This is a genomic window from Xanthomonas rydalmerensis (assembly GCF_033170385.1).
GTDB lineage: Bacteria > Pseudomonadota > Gammaproteobacteria > Xanthomonadales > Xanthomonadaceae > Xanthomonas_A > Xanthomonas_A rydalmerensis.
The window spans coordinates 4,148,918-4,166,162 of the sequence record NZ_CP126170.1 but is presented as its reverse complement, the minus strand read 5'-3'; the positions used below and the strand labels follow the sequence as shown (position 1 = coordinate 4,166,162).

Annotated in this window: 14 protein-coding genes; all 14 read left to right on the top strand. The window is 70.1% G+C overall.

Annotated elements, in window-relative coordinates:
* Positions 1–2 precede the first annotated feature (2 nt).
* Positions 3–1,052, top strand: a complete 1,050-nt coding sequence (gene rsmH / locus QN245_RS17690; protein WP_317845393.1) for a 16S rRNA (cytosine(1402)-N(4))-methyltransferase RsmH — start codon at positions 3–5, stop codon at positions 1,050–1,052.
* On the top strand, positions 1,049–1,312 hold the full coding sequence (ftsL, locus tag QN245_RS17685) for a cell division protein FtsL (RefSeq protein WP_009576670.1): 264 nt from the start codon (positions 1,049–1,051) through the stop codon (positions 1,310–1,312). Before rsmH ends, ftsL begins: the two co-directional genes overlap by 4 nt.
* Positions 1,309–3,177 (top strand): peptidoglycan D,D-transpeptidase FtsI family protein, encoded by a 1,869-nt coding sequence (locus QN245_RS17680; protein ID WP_317843782.1) that lies wholly within the window; start codon positions 1,309–1,311, stop codon positions 3,175–3,177. Before ftsL ends, QN245_RS17680 begins: the two co-directional genes overlap by 4 nt.
* Positions 3,178–3,185: 8 nt before the next feature.
* Positions 3,186–4,658, top strand: coding sequence for a UDP-N-acetylmuramoyl-L-alanyl-D-glutamate--2,6-diaminopimelate ligase (locus QN245_RS17675; RefSeq protein WP_425612966.1), 1,473 nt, complete (start codon positions 3,186–3,188; stop codon positions 4,656–4,658).
* Positions 4,655–6,169, top strand: coding sequence for a UDP-N-acetylmuramoyl-tripeptide--D-alanyl-D-alanine ligase (locus tag QN245_RS17670; protein ID WP_317843780.1), 1,515 nt, complete (start codon positions 4,655–4,657; stop codon positions 6,167–6,169). The genes QN245_RS17675 and QN245_RS17670 overlap by 4 nt, the downstream gene beginning before the upstream one ends.
* The gene (mraY, locus tag QN245_RS17665; protein WP_010344435.1) at positions 6,159–7,244 is read left to right on the top strand and encodes a phospho-N-acetylmuramoyl-pentapeptide-transferase; all 1,086 of its coding nucleotides are present in this window, start codon (positions 6,159–6,161) and stop codon (positions 7,242–7,244) included. Before QN245_RS17670 ends, mraY begins: the two co-directional genes overlap by 11 nt.
* Entirely contained in the window at positions 7,244–8,566 is a 1,323-nt protein-coding gene (gene ftsW, locus QN245_RS17660) for a putative lipid II flippase FtsW (protein WP_167087284.1), read from the top strand. Before mraY ends, ftsW begins: the two co-directional genes overlap by 1 nt.
* Positions 8,563–9,801: an undecaprenyldiphospho-muramoylpentapeptide beta-N-acetylglucosaminyltransferase gene (gene murG, locus QN245_RS17655; RefSeq protein ID WP_317843779.1), complete on the top strand. Its 1,239-nt coding sequence runs from the start codon at positions 8,563–8,565 to the stop codon at positions 9,799–9,801. The genes ftsW and murG overlap by 4 nt, the downstream gene beginning before the upstream one ends.
* Complete coding sequence (gene murC, locus QN245_RS17650; protein ID WP_184644486.1) at positions 9,798–11,234, top strand: UDP-N-acetylmuramate--L-alanine ligase; 1,437 nt, start codon at positions 9,798–9,800, stop codon at positions 11,232–11,234. The genes murG and murC overlap by 4 nt, the downstream gene beginning before the upstream one ends.
* Entirely contained in the window at positions 11,231–12,172 is a 942-nt protein-coding gene (locus QN245_RS17645) for a D-alanine--D-alanine ligase (protein ID WP_184644484.1), read from the top strand. The genes murC and QN245_RS17645 overlap by 4 nt, the downstream gene beginning before the upstream one ends.
* 127 nt (positions 12,173–12,299) lie before the next feature.
* A complete protein-coding gene (locus QN245_RS17640; protein WP_425612883.1) occupies positions 12,300–13,154 on the top strand; it encodes a cell division protein FtsQ/DivIB in 855 nt (284 codons plus the stop codon).
* On the top strand, positions 13,151–14,386 hold the full coding sequence (ftsA, locus tag QN245_RS17635; protein WP_010340121.1) for a cell division protein FtsA: 1,236 nt from the start codon (positions 13,151–13,153) through the stop codon (positions 14,384–14,386). Before QN245_RS17640 ends, ftsA begins: the two co-directional genes overlap by 4 nt.
* A gap of 285 nt (positions 14,387–14,671) precedes the next feature.
* On the top strand, positions 14,672–15,898 hold the full coding sequence (gene ftsZ, locus QN245_RS17630; RefSeq protein WP_317843778.1) for a cell division protein FtsZ: 1,227 nt from the start codon (positions 14,672–14,674) through the stop codon (positions 15,896–15,898).
* A gap of 382 nt (positions 15,899–16,280) precedes the next feature.
* Positions 16,281–17,195, top strand: a complete 915-nt coding sequence (gene lpxC / locus QN245_RS17625) for a UDP-3-O-acyl-N-acetylglucosamine deacetylase (RefSeq protein ID WP_160966633.1) — start codon at positions 16,281–16,283, stop codon at positions 17,193–17,195.
* Positions 17,196–17,245: the final 50 nt, after the last annotated feature.

The window sequence follows — 17,245 nt, the reverse complement described above, 5'->3', positions numbered from 1 at the left end:
GGATGCGCGGACAGGCGCAGGCCGGTCACCTCCCGGTGTCGCAACCATCGGCGGCGCATGTGCCGGTGTTGTTCGCGCAGGTCCTGGACGGGCTGCAGGTGATCGAAAACGGAATCTATCTGGATGGCACGTTCGGGCGTGGCGGACACGCGCGCGGGGTGCTGCACAAACTCGGCCCAGGAGGCCGGCTGCTGGTGATGGACAAGGACCCCGAGGCGATCGCCGAAGCCGAACATGCGTTCGGCGGCGACGCGCGCGTGTCCATCTATCGCGGCAGCTTCGCCGAGCTGGGCCAGTGGGACGCCGCCACCGCCCTGGACGGGGTGCTGTTCGACCTGGGCGTGTCCTCGCCGCAGCTGGACGTGGCCGAACGCGGCTTCTCCTTCGGCAAGGACGGCCCGCTGGACATGCGCATGGACCCGGAGGCCGGCGAGAGCGCGGCGCAGTGGCTGGCGCGCGCCGAGGAGCGCGAGATCGCCGACGTGCTGTGGACCTACGGCGAAGAGCGGCAGAGCCGGCGCATCGCTCGCGCCATCGTCGCCCGCCGCGAGAAGCAGCCGCTGACCCGCACCGCCGAGTTGGCCGAATTGATCGCCAGCGTGATGCCGCGCGGCGACAGCAAGACCCACCCGGCCACGCGCAGCTTCCAGGCCATCCGCATCCATATCAACCGCGAACTGGCCGATCTGGAGACCGGCCTGGACGCGGCGCTGGCCCGGCTCAAGCCCGGCGGCCGCCTGGCGGTGATCAGCTTCCACTCGCTGGAAGACCGCATCGTCAAGCAGTTCATGCAGCGCCACGCCAAGGCTCCGCCGAGCAACCGTCGCCTGCCCGAGGCCAGCACGTTCGTGCCGACCCTGCGCCTGCATGGCGGCGCGATCAAGGCCGACGCCGACGAACTGGCGGTGAACCCGCGCGCGCGCAGTGCGGTGCTGCGGGTGGCTGAGAAGCTGGGATTGGGGAGTGGGGATTCGGGATTCGACGAGCGCTCCTCCCCAATCTCCAATCCCCACTCCCCAATCCCGGCGTCTCCGCACGGAGACGCCCCATGAGCCGGTTGCTGCTGATCGTGCTGCTCGCCTGCACCATCGCCTCGGCGATCGGCGTCGTGTACATGCGCCATCGCCATCGCCAGTTGTTCGTGGAGCTGTCGCGGCTGGAGCACAACCGCGACGAGCTGAACATCGAGTTCGGCCGGTTGCAGCTGGAGCAGGCGACCTGGGCCGAGAGCAATCGCGTCGACCAGGTCGCGCGCGAGCGGCTGGGAATGAAGTTCCCCGAGACCGGCGACATCGTGGTGGTGCGCCCGTGAGCAAGAGCGGACGCAACCGCACCCGCAGCAACTTCAACCTGCGTGGCCGCCTGGTGCTGGTCGGCGCGGCGCTGGGCCTGTGCTCGGTGACCCTGATCGGCCGTGCGGCCTACGTGCAGCTGATCAACAGCGACTTCTACCAACGGCAGGGCGAGGCGCGCTATCTGCGCGAACTGCCGATCGCCACCTCGCGCGGCATGATCACTGACCGCAACGGCGAGCCGCTGGCGGTGTCCACGCCGGTGGAGTCGATCTGGGTCAATCCGCAGGAACTGCTGCGCAGCCCGGACCGCATCCCGCAGCTGGCGCAGGCGCTGGAGCTGCCGGTCGACGAGTTGACCGCCAAGCTGTCGCAGAAGGCGGACAAGGAGTTCATGTACCTCAAGCGCCGGATCAACCCGGACAAGGCGCATGCGGTGGTCGCGCTGGGCATCCCCGGCGTGTTCTCGCAGCGCGAATTCCGCCGCTTCTACCCGCAGGGCGAAGCGATGGCGCACGTGCTGGGCTTCACCAACATCGACGACCGCGGCCAGGAAGGGCTGGAGCTGGCATTCGATTCCTGGCTGCGCGGCAAGCCGGGCGCCAAGCGGGTGATCCGCGACCGCAAGGGCGCGATCGTCGAGAGCATCGACCTGGTCAAGCCGGCGCAGCCGGGCAAGGACCTGACCCTGAGCATCGATCGCCGCATCCAGTTCCTGGCCTACAAGGAACTGCGCAACGCGCTGGTCGAGAACAAGGCCGCCGGCGGCTCGATCGTGATCATGGACGTGGCCACCGGCGAGATCCTGGCCATGGTCAACCTGCCGACCTACAACCCCAATGCGGTCAACGGGGTCAACCCGGACGTGCGCCGCAACCGCGCGGTCACCGACCTGGTCGAGCCGGGCTCGACGATGAAGCCGCTGACCATCTCCACCGCGCTCAAGGCCGGGGTGGTGACCAAGGACACGCTGATCGACACCAACCCCGGCTACATGGCCGTGGGCCGCTTCACCATCAAGGACGTGCCGCGCAACAACGGCGTGCTGACCGTGACCGGGGTGATCACCCGCAGCTCCAACATCGGCGCGGCCAAGATCGCGGCCAAGCTGCCGGACCAGACCTTCTACGACCAGGTCCACAGCTACGGCTACGGCAGCTCCCCGCACAGCGGCTTCCCCGGCGAATCGGCCGGCGTGTTCCCGTCGCCGGCGCGTTGGAGCGGTTCGTCCAAGACCACCATGTCCTACGGCTACGGCCTGTCGGTGACGCCGCTGCAGATCGCCCGCGCCTATTGCGCGCTGGGCAACGGCGGCCGCCTGGTGACCCCGACCTTCGTCAAGGGTCAGCACGAGGACAGCAAGCAGGTGCTGGACCCGGCGATCGCCAAGGAAGTGGTGGCGATGATGGAGACCGTGGTCACCCAGGGCGGCGCCAAGGGCGCGGCGATCCTGGGCTACCACGTCGCCGGCAAGACCGGCACCGCGCGCAAGGCCGGCCCCGGCGGCTACGAGCGCGGCCACTACAACGCGCTGTTCGCGGGCCTGGTGCCGGCGAGCAACCCGCGTTTCGCCACGGTCATCGTGATCAACGACCCGCAGGGCGCCAAGTACTACGGCGGCCTGGTCTCGGCGCCGGTGTTCCACAACGTGATGGAAGGCGCGCTGCGGCTGATGGACGTGCCGCCGGACGACATCCAGTCGTGGCTGGCCGCGCAGGCCGCCGGCAAGAGCGGCCACGCGCCGCCGCCGGCGCAGGTTGAACCGGATCCGGCGACCGTGCCCGACGCCGCCGCCGAGGTCGATGCCGCGCTGCCCAGCGCGCGCGCGGTGGCGCCGCCGGCGCCGGCCGCGTTGCCGGCGCCGCTGCAGGAGACCCGCCAGTGACCCGCGCGATGTCGCTGTCGCAACTGTTGCCGGGTGTGGCTTTGCCGCACGACGTGCAGGTGTCCGGGCTGGTGATGGACAGCCGCGCGGTGCGCCCGGGCGATGCCTTCGTGGCGATCGCCGGGTTCGGCGCGCACGGCCTGGGCTTCGTCGAACAGGCGCGCGCCAACGGCGCCGTCGCGGTGCTGTACGACCCGCCGGCCCCGGCCGAGCTGCCGGCGCCGGCCGACGCGATCGCGGTGCCGGGCCTACGCGCGCGCATGGGCGCGATGGCCGATCAGTTCCATGGCCATCCGTCGCAGACCATGACCATGGTCGGCGTCACCGGCACCAACGGCAAGACCTCCACCGTGCAACTGCTGGCGCAGGCCTGGCATCTGCTGGGCACGCGCAGCGGCAGCATCGGCACGCTCGGCGCCGGCCTGTACGGACAGGTGCAGCCGACCGGTTTCACCACGCCGCTGGTGCTGCCGCTGCACGCGCTGCTGGCGCAGCTGCGCGACGCCGGCGCGCAGGCGGTGGCGATGGAAGTCAGCTCGCACGCGCTCGACCAGGGCCGCGTGGACGCGGTGCATTTCGACGTGGCGGTGTTCACCAATCTCACCCGCGACCATCTCGACTACCACGGCGACATGGCGGGCTACGGCGCGGCCAAGGCGCGCCTGTTCGCCACGCCGGGGCTGAAGTCGGCGGTGATCAACCTGGACGATGCGTTCGGCCGCGCGTTGCTGGAAAAACTGGATCCGGCGCTGCGCCGCATCGCGGTCAGCTCGCGCGGCCAGGACGGTGCCGAGGTGCGCGCAGAGGCGCTGCGCCTGGACGCGCGCGGCATCGGCTTCACCCTGGCGATCGGCGAAGAGCGGCATCCGCTGCAGTCGCCGTTGCTGGGCCGCTTCAATGTCGACAACCTGCTGGCCGTGGCCGGCGCGCTGCACGCGCTGGACGTGGCGCCGGTGCGCATCGCCGCCACCCTGGCGCAGTTGCAGCCGATCCGCGGGCGCATGAACCGGCTGGGCGGCGATGGCGCGCAGCCGCTGGTGGTGGTCGACTACGCGCACACCCCCGACGCGCTGGAACAGGCGTTGCAGAGCCTGCGCGCGCACGTGCAGGGCCGCATCACCTGCGTGTTCGGTTGCGGCGGCGAGCGCGATACCGGCAAGCGCCCGCAGATGGCGGCGATCGCGCAGCGCCTGGCCGAGCGCGTGGTGGTCACCGACGACAACCCGCGTGGCGAGGACGGCGACCGCATCGTCGCCGACATCCTGGCCGGCTTCGACGGCATGCAGGCGGTGCAGGTGCAGCGCGACCGTGCGCAGGCGATCGCCATGGCGGTCGCCGACGCCGGCGCCGAGGACATCGTGCTGATCGCCGGCAAGGGCCACGAGCCCTACCAGGAGATCGCCGGCGTGCGCCATCCGTTCGACGACACCGAGGTCGCCGCGCAGGCCCTGCGCGCGCATGCGACGGAGGCGGCCCGATGAAGCGCCTGCCGTTGTCGATGATCGCGCACTGGGCCGGCGCCGAACTGCATGGCGACGACGTGGCGATCGATGCGATCAGCCACGACACCCGCAGCCTGGCTGCCGGCAGCCTGTACGTGGCGCTGCGCGGCGAGCGTTTCGACGGCCACGCCTTCGCCGCCGACGCCGCCGCGCGCGGCGCCAGCGCGCTGCTGGTGGAGCGCGTGCAGCCGCAGATCGAACTGCCGCAGATCGTCGCCGCCGATACCCAACTGGCGCTGGCGCGGATCGCCGCCGGCATGCAGCGCGGCCGCGCCACCCGGGTGGCCGCGATCACCGGCAGCAACGGCAAGACCAGCGTCAAGGCGCTGCTGCTGGCGATCCTGCAGCACGCCTGCCGCATCGACGGCGGCAGCGTCTATGCCAACCCCGGCAACCGCAACAACGAGATCGGCCTGCCGCTGGCGGTGATCGAGGCGCCGGACGACGCCGACTACGCGATCTACGAGATGGGCGCCGGCAAGCCGGGCGACATCGCCTACCTCGCCGACATCGCGCCGCCGCAGGTGTCGCTGGTCAACAACATCGCCGCCGCGCACCTCGAGCGCATGGGCAGCCTGCTCGGCGTGGCGCAGACCAAGGGCGCGATCTACACCGCGCTGCGGGCCGACGGCACCGCGGTGGTCAATGCCGACGACGCGTTCGGCCTGTGGTTCGAGCAGCGCCTGCCGATGGGCGAGGCGCGGCCGCAGGTGCTGCGCTTCGGCCTGCAGCCGGGCGCCGAGGTCGGTGCCGCGCAGATCCGCATGGCCGCCGACCGCACCCAGTTCGTGCTGACCACCCCGCGCGGCGACGTCGAGGCGACGCTGCCGCTGCCGGGCCGGCACAACCTGCAGAACGCGCTGGCCGCCGCCGCGTTGGCGCTGGCGCTGGACGTGGCGCCGGCGCGCATCGCCGCCGGCCTGGCGCAGGTGCAGCCGGTGCCGGGTCGGCAGATCACCCACACGCTGCCCAATGGCGCGGTGTTGATCGACGACAGCTACAACGCCAACCCCGGCTCGCTGGCCGCGGCGATCGACGCCCTGGCCGCGGCCGGCGGCGAGCGTTGGCTGGTGCTGGGCGACATGCGCGAACTCGGCGCCGGCGCCGAGGCGCTGCATGCCAGTGGCGGGCGCCGCGCGCGCGATGCCGGGCTGACCCGGCTGTACGCGCTCGGCCCGCTCAGCGCCCACGCCGCACAGGCGTTCGGCGAGAACGGCCGTGTGTTCGACAGCCATGCGGCGCTGATCGAAGCGCTGCAGCGCGATCTGGCGGCCGTGGCCGGGACCCGGGAACAGCAGGATCAAGAGCAGGAAGTGAAGCACATGCATGAGAACACCGGCGCGCCGTCCGTTGGCGCGCCTTCGCGGGACCTGGGACCCGGGTCCCGGGTCCCGGCCACGCTCCTCGTCAAGGGCTCGCGCGGCAGCGCCATGGATACCGTCGTGCGCGCGCTGCTGAACCAGGCACAGGAGGCGCCGCATGCTGCTTGAACTCGCCCGCTGGCTGCAGCAGCTCGAAAGCATGTTCGGGCTGTTCGGCTATCTGACCTTCCGCGGCATCCTCGCGGCGCTGACCTCGCTGTTCCTGTCGCTGTGGCTGGGCCCGGCGGTGATCCGCAAGCTGGCGCAGTTCAAGGGCGGCCAGCCGATCCGCCAGGACGGCCCGCAGACCCATTTCTCCAAGGCCGGCACCCCGACCATGGGCGGCTCGCTGATCCTGCTCACCGTGCTGCTGTCGGTGCTGCTGTGGGGCGACCTGCGCAACCGCTACGTGTGGCTGGTGCTGGCGGTGATGCTGGCGTTCGGCGTGATCGGCTGGTACGACGACTGGATCAAGATCGTGCGCCGCGACCCGAACGGCCTGAAGTCGCGCTGGAAGTACCTGCTGCAGTCGATCTTCGGCCTGGCCGCCGGCCTGTTCCTGTACTACACCGCCGACGTGCCGGCGGCGATCACCTTCTACATCCCGATGTTCAAGTCGATCGCGCTGCCGCTGGCCGGGATCAGCTTCGTCGCCATCGCCTACTTCTGGATCGTCGGCTTCTCCAACGCGGTCAACCTGACCGACGGCCTGGACGGCCTGGCGATCATGCCGACGGTGCTGGTGGCCTGCGCGCTGGGCGTGTTCGCCTACGCCTCGGGCAACGCGGTGTTCTCCGCCTACCTGAAGATCCCGACCATTCCCGGTGCCGGCGAGTTGATCATCATCTGCGCGGCGATCGCCGGAGCGGGCCTGGGCTTCTTGTGGTTCAACACCTACCCGGCGATGGTGTTCATGGGCGACATCGGCGCGCTGGCGCTGGGCGCGGTGCTGGGCACCATCGCGGTGATCGTGCGCCAGGAACTGGTGCTGGTGATCATGGGCGGCGTGTTCGTCATCGAGACCCTGTCGGTGATGATCCAGGTCGCCTCATTCAAGCTCACCGGCAAGCGCGTGTTCCGCATGGCCCCGATCCACCACCACTTCGAACTGAAGGGTTGGCCGGAGCCGCGGGTGATCGTGCGCTTCTGGATCATTTCGGTGGTGCTGGTGCTGGTCGGCCTCGCCACGTTGAAGGTACGCTGATGAACGACACCGCCCGCCAAGCGACCCGCCTGGAGGCCATCGGTGGCCGCTACGACCCGTGGCTGCTCGGCGCCGCGGTGGCGCTGGCGTCGCTGGGCGTGGTCATGGTCGGCTCCAGCTCGATCGAGCTGACCACCAGCCCGTTCTATTACCTGAGCCGCCACCTGCTGTTCCTGGCCGGCGGCGTCGGCCTGGCGATCTGGGCGATGCGCACCGAGCTGAAGAACATCGAGCAGTACAACCAGTTGCTGCTGCTGGCCTGCTTCGGCCTGCTGCTGGTGGTGTTCGTGCCCGGCCTGGGCAGCACCGTCAACGGTGCGCGGCGCTGGATCAACCTGGGCATCTCGCGCTTCCAGACCGTGGAAGCGGTGAAGGTGCTGTACATCGTGTGGCTGTCCAGCTACCTGGTGCGCTTCCGCGACGAGGTCAACGCGACCTGGCCGGCGATGCTCAAGCCGCTGGGCGTGGCGGTGGCGCTGGTCGGCCTGTTGCTGCTGCAGCCGGACTTCGGCTCGTCCACGCTGCTGCTGGCGATCACCGCCGGCATGCTGGTGCTGGGCGGGGTGAACCTGCCGCGCATGTCGATGCCGATCGTGATCGGCCTGCCGGTGTTCGCCTTCATCGCGATCCTCGAGCCGTATCGCCTGCGCCGCATCACCTCCTTCCTCGATCCCTGGGCCGATCAGCTCGGCTCCGGCTACCAGCTGTCCAACGCACTGATGGCGGTGGGCCGCGGCGAACTGTTCGGGGTCGGCCTGGGCGGCTCGGTGCAGAAGCTCAACTACCTGCCGGAAGCGCACACCGACTTCATCTTCTCGGTCATCGCCGAGGAGCTGGGCTTCGTCGGCGTGTGCCTGATCATCTCGCTGTACGCGCTGCTGGTCGGCCGTGCGTTCTGGCTGGGCATGCGCTGCGTGGAGATGAAGCGCCACTTCTCCGGCTACATCGCCTTCGGCATCGGTCTGTGGATCAGCCTGCAGAGCTTCGTCTCGGTCGGCGTGAACCTGGGCATCCTGCCGACCAAGGGCCTGACCCTGCCGCTGATCTCCGCCGGCGGTTCCAGCGTGCTGATGACCTGCGTGGCGATGGGCCTGCTGCTGCGCGTGTCCTACGAACTCAACCGCGCCGAGCGCCAGGTGGCGCTGGTGCGCAGCGATGCGGCGATGCCGGTCAAGCAGACCGTCGACAACGCCGAGGACCTGCACGCCGCGCGCGAGGCCAGCGCCAGCGCGGTCGCCGCGGCGATCCAGGGCGGCGCCCCGGGGCGCGGCACCAGCCGCATGCAGCCGCGCGTCGAGCCCACCTTCGGGAGGCTGGGATGAGCGCGGTGCAGGGCGATCGTCCGGTAATGATCCTCGCCGGCGGCACCGGTGGGCACATCTTCCCCGCGCTGGCCGTGGCCAAGGTGCTGCGCGCGCGCGGCGTGCCGGTGGTGTGGTTGGGCGCGGCCGGGCGCATGGAAACGCGGCTGGTGCCGGAGCACGGCATCGAGCTGGACACCATCGAGATCGGCGGCCTGCGTGGCAAGGGCGCGCTGGCCCTGTTCGGCGCGCCGGTGCGGGTGATGCGCGCCGTGCGCGCCGCCGGCTTCGTGCTGCGCCGGCGTGCGCCGCGCGCGGTGATCAGCTTCGGCGGCTTCGCTGCCGGTCCCGGCGGCCTGGCCGCGCGGCTGCTCAAGCTGCCGCTGCTGGTGCACGAACAGAACCGCGCGCCGGGCCTGACCAACAAGGTGCTGGCACGGGTCGCACGGCGCGTGCTGACCGGCTTCCCCGGCAGCTTCGCCACCCGCGAGGAAGCGGTGGGCAACCCGGTGCGCGCCGAGATCGCCGCGCTGGCGCCGCCGGCGCAGCGCCTGGCCGGTCGCCACGGCGCGCCGCGGCTGCTGGTGCTGGGCGGCAGCCAGGGCGCACGCGTGCTCAACCAGGCGCTGCCGCAGGCGCTGGCCGCGCTCGGCGTGGCCGTCGAGGTGCGCCACCAGTGCGGCGAAGCGCTGCGCGAGGAAGCCGCGCGCGCCTATGCCGATGCCGGCGTGGCCGCCAGCGTCGAAGCCTTCATCGGCGACATGGCCGGCGCCTACGCCTGGGCCGACCTGGTGGTGTGTCGCGCCGGCGCCTCGACCCTGGCCGAACTGTGCGCGGTCGGCATCGGCAGCGTGCTGGTGCCGTTCGCCGCCGCCGTCGACGACCACCAGACCCGCAACGCTGAATACCTGGTCGAGCGCGGCGCGGCCGTGCTGCTGAAACAGGACGACGCCCTGGCCGGTCACCTGCAGCGCGTGCTGCGCGACCTGCTGGCACAGCCCGCACAGCGCCTGGCCATGGCCGAGGCCGCACGCCAGCTGGCCAAGCCGGATGCGGCCGAACGCATCGCGGACATCGTGTTGGAAGAAGCCGGGAGTCGGGATTCGGGATTGGGGATTGGTAAAAAGCAGGAGCACAAGCAGGACACCATGCAGACACCCGTACAACGTGCGGCGCTGCGGCCATCGGCCGCCGGCGACGCGAATCTCCAATCCCCAATGCCGAATCCCGGCACCTCCACCGGAGGTGCCCAATGATCCGCCGTCTCCACGACACCGGCGATCTGGTCCGCGCGTTCCCGCGCGTGCACTTCGTCGGCATCGGCGGCACCGGCATGAGCGGCATCGCCGAGGTCATGCTGACCCTGGGCTATGAGGTCTCCGGTTCGGACAACGCCGACAACGCGGCCACCCGGCGCCTGGTCAAGCTCGGCGCGCGGGTGATGCGCGGGCACTCGGCCGCCAACGTGCTCGGCACCGACTGCGTGGTGGTGTCCAGTGCGATCCGCGAAGACAACCCGGAACTGATGGAAGCGCGCAGCCAGCGCATTCCGATCATGCCGCGCGCGGCGATGCTGGCCGAGCTGATGCGCTTCCGCCGCGGCATCGCGGTGGCCGGCACCCACGGCAAGACCACCACCACGAGCCTGGCCGCGGCGGTGCTCAGCGAAGGCGGGCTGGACCCGACCTTCGTGATCGGCGGGCAACTGCTCGCCGCCGGCGCCAACGCCAAGCTCGGCGGCGGCCAGTGGCTGGTGGCCGAGGCCGACGAGAGCGACGGCAGCTTCCTGCGCCTGAACCCGCTGATCTCGGTCATCACCAACATCGATGCCGACCACCTGGAGAACTACGGCAACGACTTCGCCCGGGTCCAGGCCGCGTTCGCCGAGTTCCTGCAGCGCCTGCCGTTCTACGGCCTGGCGGTGCTGTGCATCGACGATCCGGAAGTGGCCGCGCTGGCGGGGAAGACCCCGCGCCACGTGATGAGCTACGGCCTCAGCGAGAACGCCGACGTGCGCGCCGAGGACGTGGTCCAGGACGGCCCGCGCATGCGCTTCACCCTGCGCCTGCCGGAAGGCAGCAGCATCCCGGTGACCCTGGCGCTGCCGGGCCGCCACAACGTGCTCAACGCGCTCGCCGCCGCCGCCATCGGCTGGCAGCTGGGCGTGGCGCCGGAGGCGATCGCCAGCGCGCTGCAGAGCTTCGCCGGCATCGGCCGCCGCTTCAACGACCTGGGCGAAGTGACCACCGCCGCCGGCGCGCGCGTGCGCCTGGTCGACGACTACGGCCATCATCCGCGCGAGCTGGCCGCGGTGTTCGCTGCCGCGCGTGGCGGCTGGCCGGACAAGCGCCTGGTGGTCGCGTTCCAGCCGCATCGCTACAGCCGCACCCGCGACCAGTTCGATGCCTTCGCTGCGGTTCTGTCGGAAGTGGACGCGCTGGTGCTCAGCGAGGTCTACCCAGCCGGCGAGGCACCGATCCCGGGCGCAGACGCGCGCTCGCTCGCCCGTGCGATCCGCGCACGTGGCCGCAGCGAACCGGTGGTGGTCGGCCAGGTCGGCGAACTCGACAGCGTGCTGCCGGACGTGCTGCAGGACGGCGACCTGCTGCTGATGATGGGCGCGGGCGACATCGGCTACGTCGCCCAGCACATCGCCCAGCACGGCTTCGCCGGCGGAGCGGACGCATGAGCGCGCAGACCCTGCCGCCGCCGCGCGTCACCGACCCGGCCGCGTTCGGCCGCGTCGCCGTGCTGCTTGGCGGCAGCTCCAGCGAGCGCGAGGTGTCGCTGAACTCGGGCGCCAACGTGCTTGAGGCGCTGCGCAGCCGCGGCGTCGACGCGCAGCCGGTGGACGGCATTCCCGCCTTGCTGGAGCGCATCCGCTCCGGCGAGGTCGACCGCGTATTCAACATCCTGCACGGCGGCGACGGCGAGAACGGCGTGCTGCAGGGTCTGCTGCGCGCGTTGCAGGTGCCGTTCACTGGCCCCGACGTGCTCGGCAGCGCGCTGACCCTGGACAAGATCCGCACCAAGCAGGTGTGGATCGCCGCCGGCCTGCCGACTCCGGGCTTCGCCCGCATCGACGCCCAGGCCGACCTGGCCGCGGCGGCCGCCGCGCTGGGCTATCCGCTGTTCGTCAAGCCGGCCTGCGAGGGGTCCAGCGTCGGCGTGTTCCGCGTGCTGTCCGAGGCCGACCTGGCGCCGGTGCGCGCCTTCGCTGCCGACTACCGCGGCGAACTGCTGATGGAGCAGATGGTGCAGGGCGAGGAATACACCGTCGGCATCCTCGGCGACGTCGCGCTGCCGTCGATCCGCATCGTGCCCGCGGGCGACTGGTACGACTACCACGCCAAGTACATCGCCGAGGACACCCAATACCTGTGCCCAGGCATGGAGGGTGAGGACGAGACCCGGATCCGCCAGCTCGCGCTGCAGGCCTTCGCCGCGGCCGGCTGCAGCGGCTGGGGCCGCGTGGACGTGATGCGCGACCGCGTGCGCGGCCTGCAGCTGATCGAGGTCAACACCGCCCCGGGCATGACCAGCCATTCGCTGGTACCCAAGGCCGCGGCGCAGCTGGGCGTGGATTTCGCCGGCCTGTGCTGGCGCATCCTGGAGCAGACGCTGTGAAGCCGGGATTGGGGATTCGGGATTGGGGATTCGCACCGTCGGCGCTTCGCGCCGCCGGCGCGGTCTGCTGCGCGCATTGCGCCAATCCCGAATGCCCAATCCCCAATCCCGCACGCGGAGCGCGCCCATGAACGCCTCCCTGCGCATCCTCGCCTGGCTGCTGGCACTGGCCCTGGTCGCGCTGCCGATCGTGGCCGTGCTCAACGGCTGGGTCGGCGCCGAGCGCTGGCCGCTGAGCCGGCTGCAGGTCAGTGGCGACTTCAAGCGCGTGTCCGCCGAGCAGTTGCGCCAGGTGGTGCTGCCGTACGCGCGGCGCGGCTTCTTCGCGGTGCGCCTGCAGGATACGCAGAACGCGATCGAGCGCCTGCCGTGGGTGGAGAGTGCGCGCGTGCGCAAGCGCTGGCCGGACGTGCTGGAAGTGCGCGTCACCGAACATCGTCCGTTCGCGCGCTGGGGCGCGGACCGCATGCTGTCCGAGCAGGGGCGCATCTTCGCCCTGCCCAACGAACTGCGCGACGTGGCGCTGCCGCACCTGGACGGTCCCGACGCCAAGGCCGCCGACGTGGTCGCGCTGTACAACGCCTCGCGCGCGCTGTTCGCCCCGGTCGGCTTGCCGGTGCAGGGCGTGGCCCTGGACGCGCGCGGCAGCTGGTCGCTGGCGCTGGGCAACGGCGTGCAGGTGGTGGTCGGCCGCGACGACGCGCGCGCGCGCCTGGAGCGCTTCGCCCGGGTGCTGCCGCAACTGCTGCAGCCGGGCCAGCCGCCGCTGGCGCGCGCCGATCTTCGCTACACCAACGGATTCACGGTGGCATGGGTACCCGAGAGCAAAGAGCCGAGTAAGGAGCCGGGCAAGGAGAAGAAACCAGCGGCGCCGGCTCAGCCCACGCGCCACGCGGCACTGGCCGACCCTCCGACCCCGCGCACGCGCTCGCTCTTCTCCATTCCCCATTCCCCATTCTCTATTCCCGGCTCCAAAACATGAACCGCAAAGGCGACAAATCCCTCATCGTTGGACTGGACATCGGCACCTCCAAGGTCGTCGCGCTGGTCGGCGAATACTCGCCCGGCAACCCGATCGAGGTGATCGGCATCGGTTCGCACGAATCGCGCGGTCTCAAGCGCGGCGTGGTCGTGGACATCGAATCCACCGTGCAGTCGATCCAGCGCGCGATCGAGGAAGCCGAGCTGATGGCCGGCTGCGAGATCCGCTCGGTGTATGCGTCGATCTCCGGCAACCACGTGCAGTGCAAGAACTCGCCGGGCATCGTGCCGATCCGCGACGGCGAGGTGACCTGGAACGATCTGGACCGCGTGCTGGAAGCGGCCAAGGCGGTGGCGATCCCGGCCGACCAGCGCATCCTCCACGCGATCCCGCGCGAGTACGTGCTGGACGATTCGCAGGAAGGCATCCGCAACCCGGTTGGCATGACCGGCGTGCGCCTGGAGGTGCACGCGCACCTGGTGGTGTGCGCGCAGTCGGCCGCGGCCAACATCAGCAAGTGCGTGCAGCGCTGCGGCCTGCAGGTGGACGACCTGATCCTGTCCTCGCTGGCGTCCTCGGTGGCGGTGCTGACCGCCGACGAGCGCGAGCTGGGCGTGGTGCTGGTGGACATGGGCGCCGGCACCACCGACCTGGCGGTGTTCGTGCAGGGCGCGATCTGCCACACCGCCTCGCTGCCGATCGCCGGCGACCACGTCACCAACGACATCGCGCACATGCTGCGCACGCCCACCCCGGAAGCCGAGCAGATCAAGGTGCGCTACGCCTGCGCGCTGGCGCAGCTGGCCACCGCGGAAGAAAGCATCCAGGTGCCCAGCGTCGGCGACCGTCCGCCGCGGCGCATGCCGCGCCATTCGCTGGCGCAGGCGGTGCAGGGTCGCTACGAGGAAATCTTCGAGATGGTGCAGGCGGAACTGCGCCGCTCCGGCTTCGAGGAACTGGTGCGTGCCGGCATGGTGCTGACCGGCGGCGCCTCGAAGATGGAAGGCGTGGTCGAACTGGCCGAGGAAATGGTGCAGATGCCGGTACGCGTAGGCATTCCCCAGCACGTCACCGGCCTGGGCGAGGTCGTGGGCAACCCGGTCCACGCCACCGGCGTGGGCCTGCTGCTGATGGGCAGCCAGATCGAACACCCGCGCCGCCCGTCGCTGCCGACCGGCCGCGCCGGCAGCTTGTTCAAGAAATTGAAGAACTGGTATCGCGGCGAATTTTGATGGAGCCGGGATTCGGGATTCGACATTCGAAATTGGTGGGAGCAACAGCGGTAGGTAGAGAGAGTGGAGAGCGGTAGGTAGGCAGGCGATAGGTTTTTTTGCAGTGATTCCGCCGCGGAAAGGGTCACGGAACCGGGTAGTCGCTCTTGCGAATCCCCACTCCCGAATCCCGAATCCCGGCATCCAAACAACAACACTCGCCGGACGGAGAGGCAGGAAAAAAGGATCGGAGTTCTCCGAATCCCCACTCCCCACTCCCCAATCCCGGCTCAAGAGGACACGGACATGGCGCATTTCGAACTGATTGAAAAGATGGCACCCAATGCAGTGATCAAGGTCGTTGGCGTGGGCGGCGGCGGCGGCAACGCGGTCGCGCACATGGTCAGCAGCAGCGTGGACGGCGTGGAATTCATCACCGCCAACACCGACTCGCAGGCGATCAAGAACTGCGGCGCCAAGCTGCAGCTGCAGCTCGGCACCAACGTCACCAAGGGCCTGGGCGCGGGCGCGAACCCGGAAGTCGGCCGCCAGGCCGCGCTGGAAGACCGCGAGCGCATCATGGACGCGCTGCAGGGCGCGGACATGGTGTTCATCACCGCCGGCATGGGCGGCGGCACCGGCACCGGCGCCGCGCCGGTGGTGGCGCAGCTGGCCAAGGAAATGGGCATCCTGACCGTGGCCGTGGTCACCAAGCCGTTCCCGTTCGAAGGCCGCCGCCGCATGCAGGTGGCGCTGAAGGGCATCGAGGAACTGAGCCAGCACTGCGACTCGCTGATCACCATCCCCAACGAGAAGCTGATCACCGTGCTCGGCCGCAACGCCACCATGATCCAGGCGTTCCGCGCCGCCAACGACGTGCTGCAGGGCGCGGTGCAGGGCATCGCCGACCTGATCGTGCGTCCGGGCCTGATCAACGTCGACTTCGCCGACGTGCGCACGGTGATGTCGGAAATGGGCCTGGCGATGATGGGCACCGGCTCGGCCCGCGGCGACGATCGCGCGCAGGCCGCTGCCGAAGCCGCCATCCAGAACCCGCTGCTGGACGACGTCAACCTGGCCGGCGCCAACGGCATCCTGGTCAACATCACCGCCGGCCCGGACTTCACCATGGCCGAGTTCGACGAGATCGGCCGCACCATCGAGGGCTTCTCCTCCGAGGACGCCACCGTGGTGGTCGGCACCGTGCTGGATCCGGACATGCAGGACGAAGTGCGCGTGACCGTGGTCGCCACCGGCCTGAACCGCGCGGTGTCGCGCCAGTCGCAGCGTCCGGAGCAGCGTGCGCCGATCAAGCTGGTGCGCAACGCCACCACCGGCCAGCCGGAGTTCGGCGACTTCGAGCAAGGCGGCGACGCCGTGTCCAAGGCGGTCGGCGGTGCGATGGGCCTGGGCCTGCGTCGTCCGAGCGGCGAGTCGATGAGCCCGGCGGCCGCTGCGCCGACCCCGGCCGCGGCGGACCTGCCGAGCGACTACCTGGATATTCCGGCGTTCCTGCGCCGTCAGGCCGACTGATGCCGTCCCTGGCGCAGCCGTCCGGCTTGCGGATGGGCCTGCCCGGCCATCCATGGCCGGGCGCGGGGCCGCTCGCGAAGCCGTGCTCTGCAAGCAAGCGTCCCGCCCTGCGCCGCCAGGCCGACTGAGGTCGATGCGTCATCGGCCGGCGTTCGCGCCGGTCCGCAACACCGCCGTCCAGGAGCGCCTCCCTGGTCGGCGCGCCGTGTCCCTTGCTGCCGGGTCCTCGCGACCCGGCAGGTTTTTGCGACCGCGACGCCGGCACGGGCCAGCGTTGCACCCATGGGATGCTGTGACCGCTTTGTTAAAATTTGGCTAAACGCGTGATATTCTCGTTGTCTGTTCAGTTCCCGTGCGAACAGACGTTTCCAGACTGTCTGCCATGACCCAGCAACGCACTCTCAAGAACACGATCCGCGCCACCGGCGTGGGCCTGCACAGCGGCGACAAGGTCTACATGACCCTGCGCCCCGCACCGGCCGACCACGGTATCGTGTTCCGACGCGTGGATTTGGATCCGGCGGTGGACGTGCCTGCCGATGCCGAACTGGTCACCGAGACCACGCTGTGCACCGGTTTGAGCCGCGGCCAGGCCAAGATTCAGACCGTGGAGCACCTGATGTCGGCGATGGCCGGCCTCGGCGTGGACAACGCCATCGTCGAACTGTCCTCGGCCGAACTGCCGATCATGGACGGCTCGGCCGGTCCGTTCGTGTTCCTGCTGCAGTCGGCGGGCATCGTCGAGCAGGACAAGGCCAAGCGCTTCATCCGCATCAAGCGCGAAGTGGAAGTGCGCGACGGCGACAAGATCGCCCGCTTCGTGCCCTACGACGGCGGCTACAAGCTCGGTTTCACCATCCAGTTCGACCACCCTATGATCCCGGCCAAGCAGTCGCGCCAGGAGATCGAGTTCTCGACGATGGCCTACATCAAGGAAATCTCCCGCGCGCGCACCTTCGGCTTCATGCGCGACCTGGAGTACATGCGCGAGCGCAATCTCGGCCTGGGCGGTTCGATGGACAACGCCATCGTGCTCGACGAGTTCCGCGTGCTCAACGATGACGGCCTGCGCTATGCCGACGAGTTCGTGCGCCACAAGATCCTCGATGCGATCGGCGACCTTTACCTGGCCGGCGGCGCCATCCTCGGTGCCTACGAGGGCTACAAGTCCGGCCATGCGCTGAACAACAAGCTGGTCCGCGCGCTGCTCGCCGAACAGGCGGCCTGGGAATGGGTCAGCTTCGAATCCGCCGCGCAGCAGGCGCCGGTGGCCTACGGGGCCGTGGCTTACGCCTGAATCCGTTCAGCCCGGCCATCGGCCGGGTTGGGATCACGGAATCGGCAATC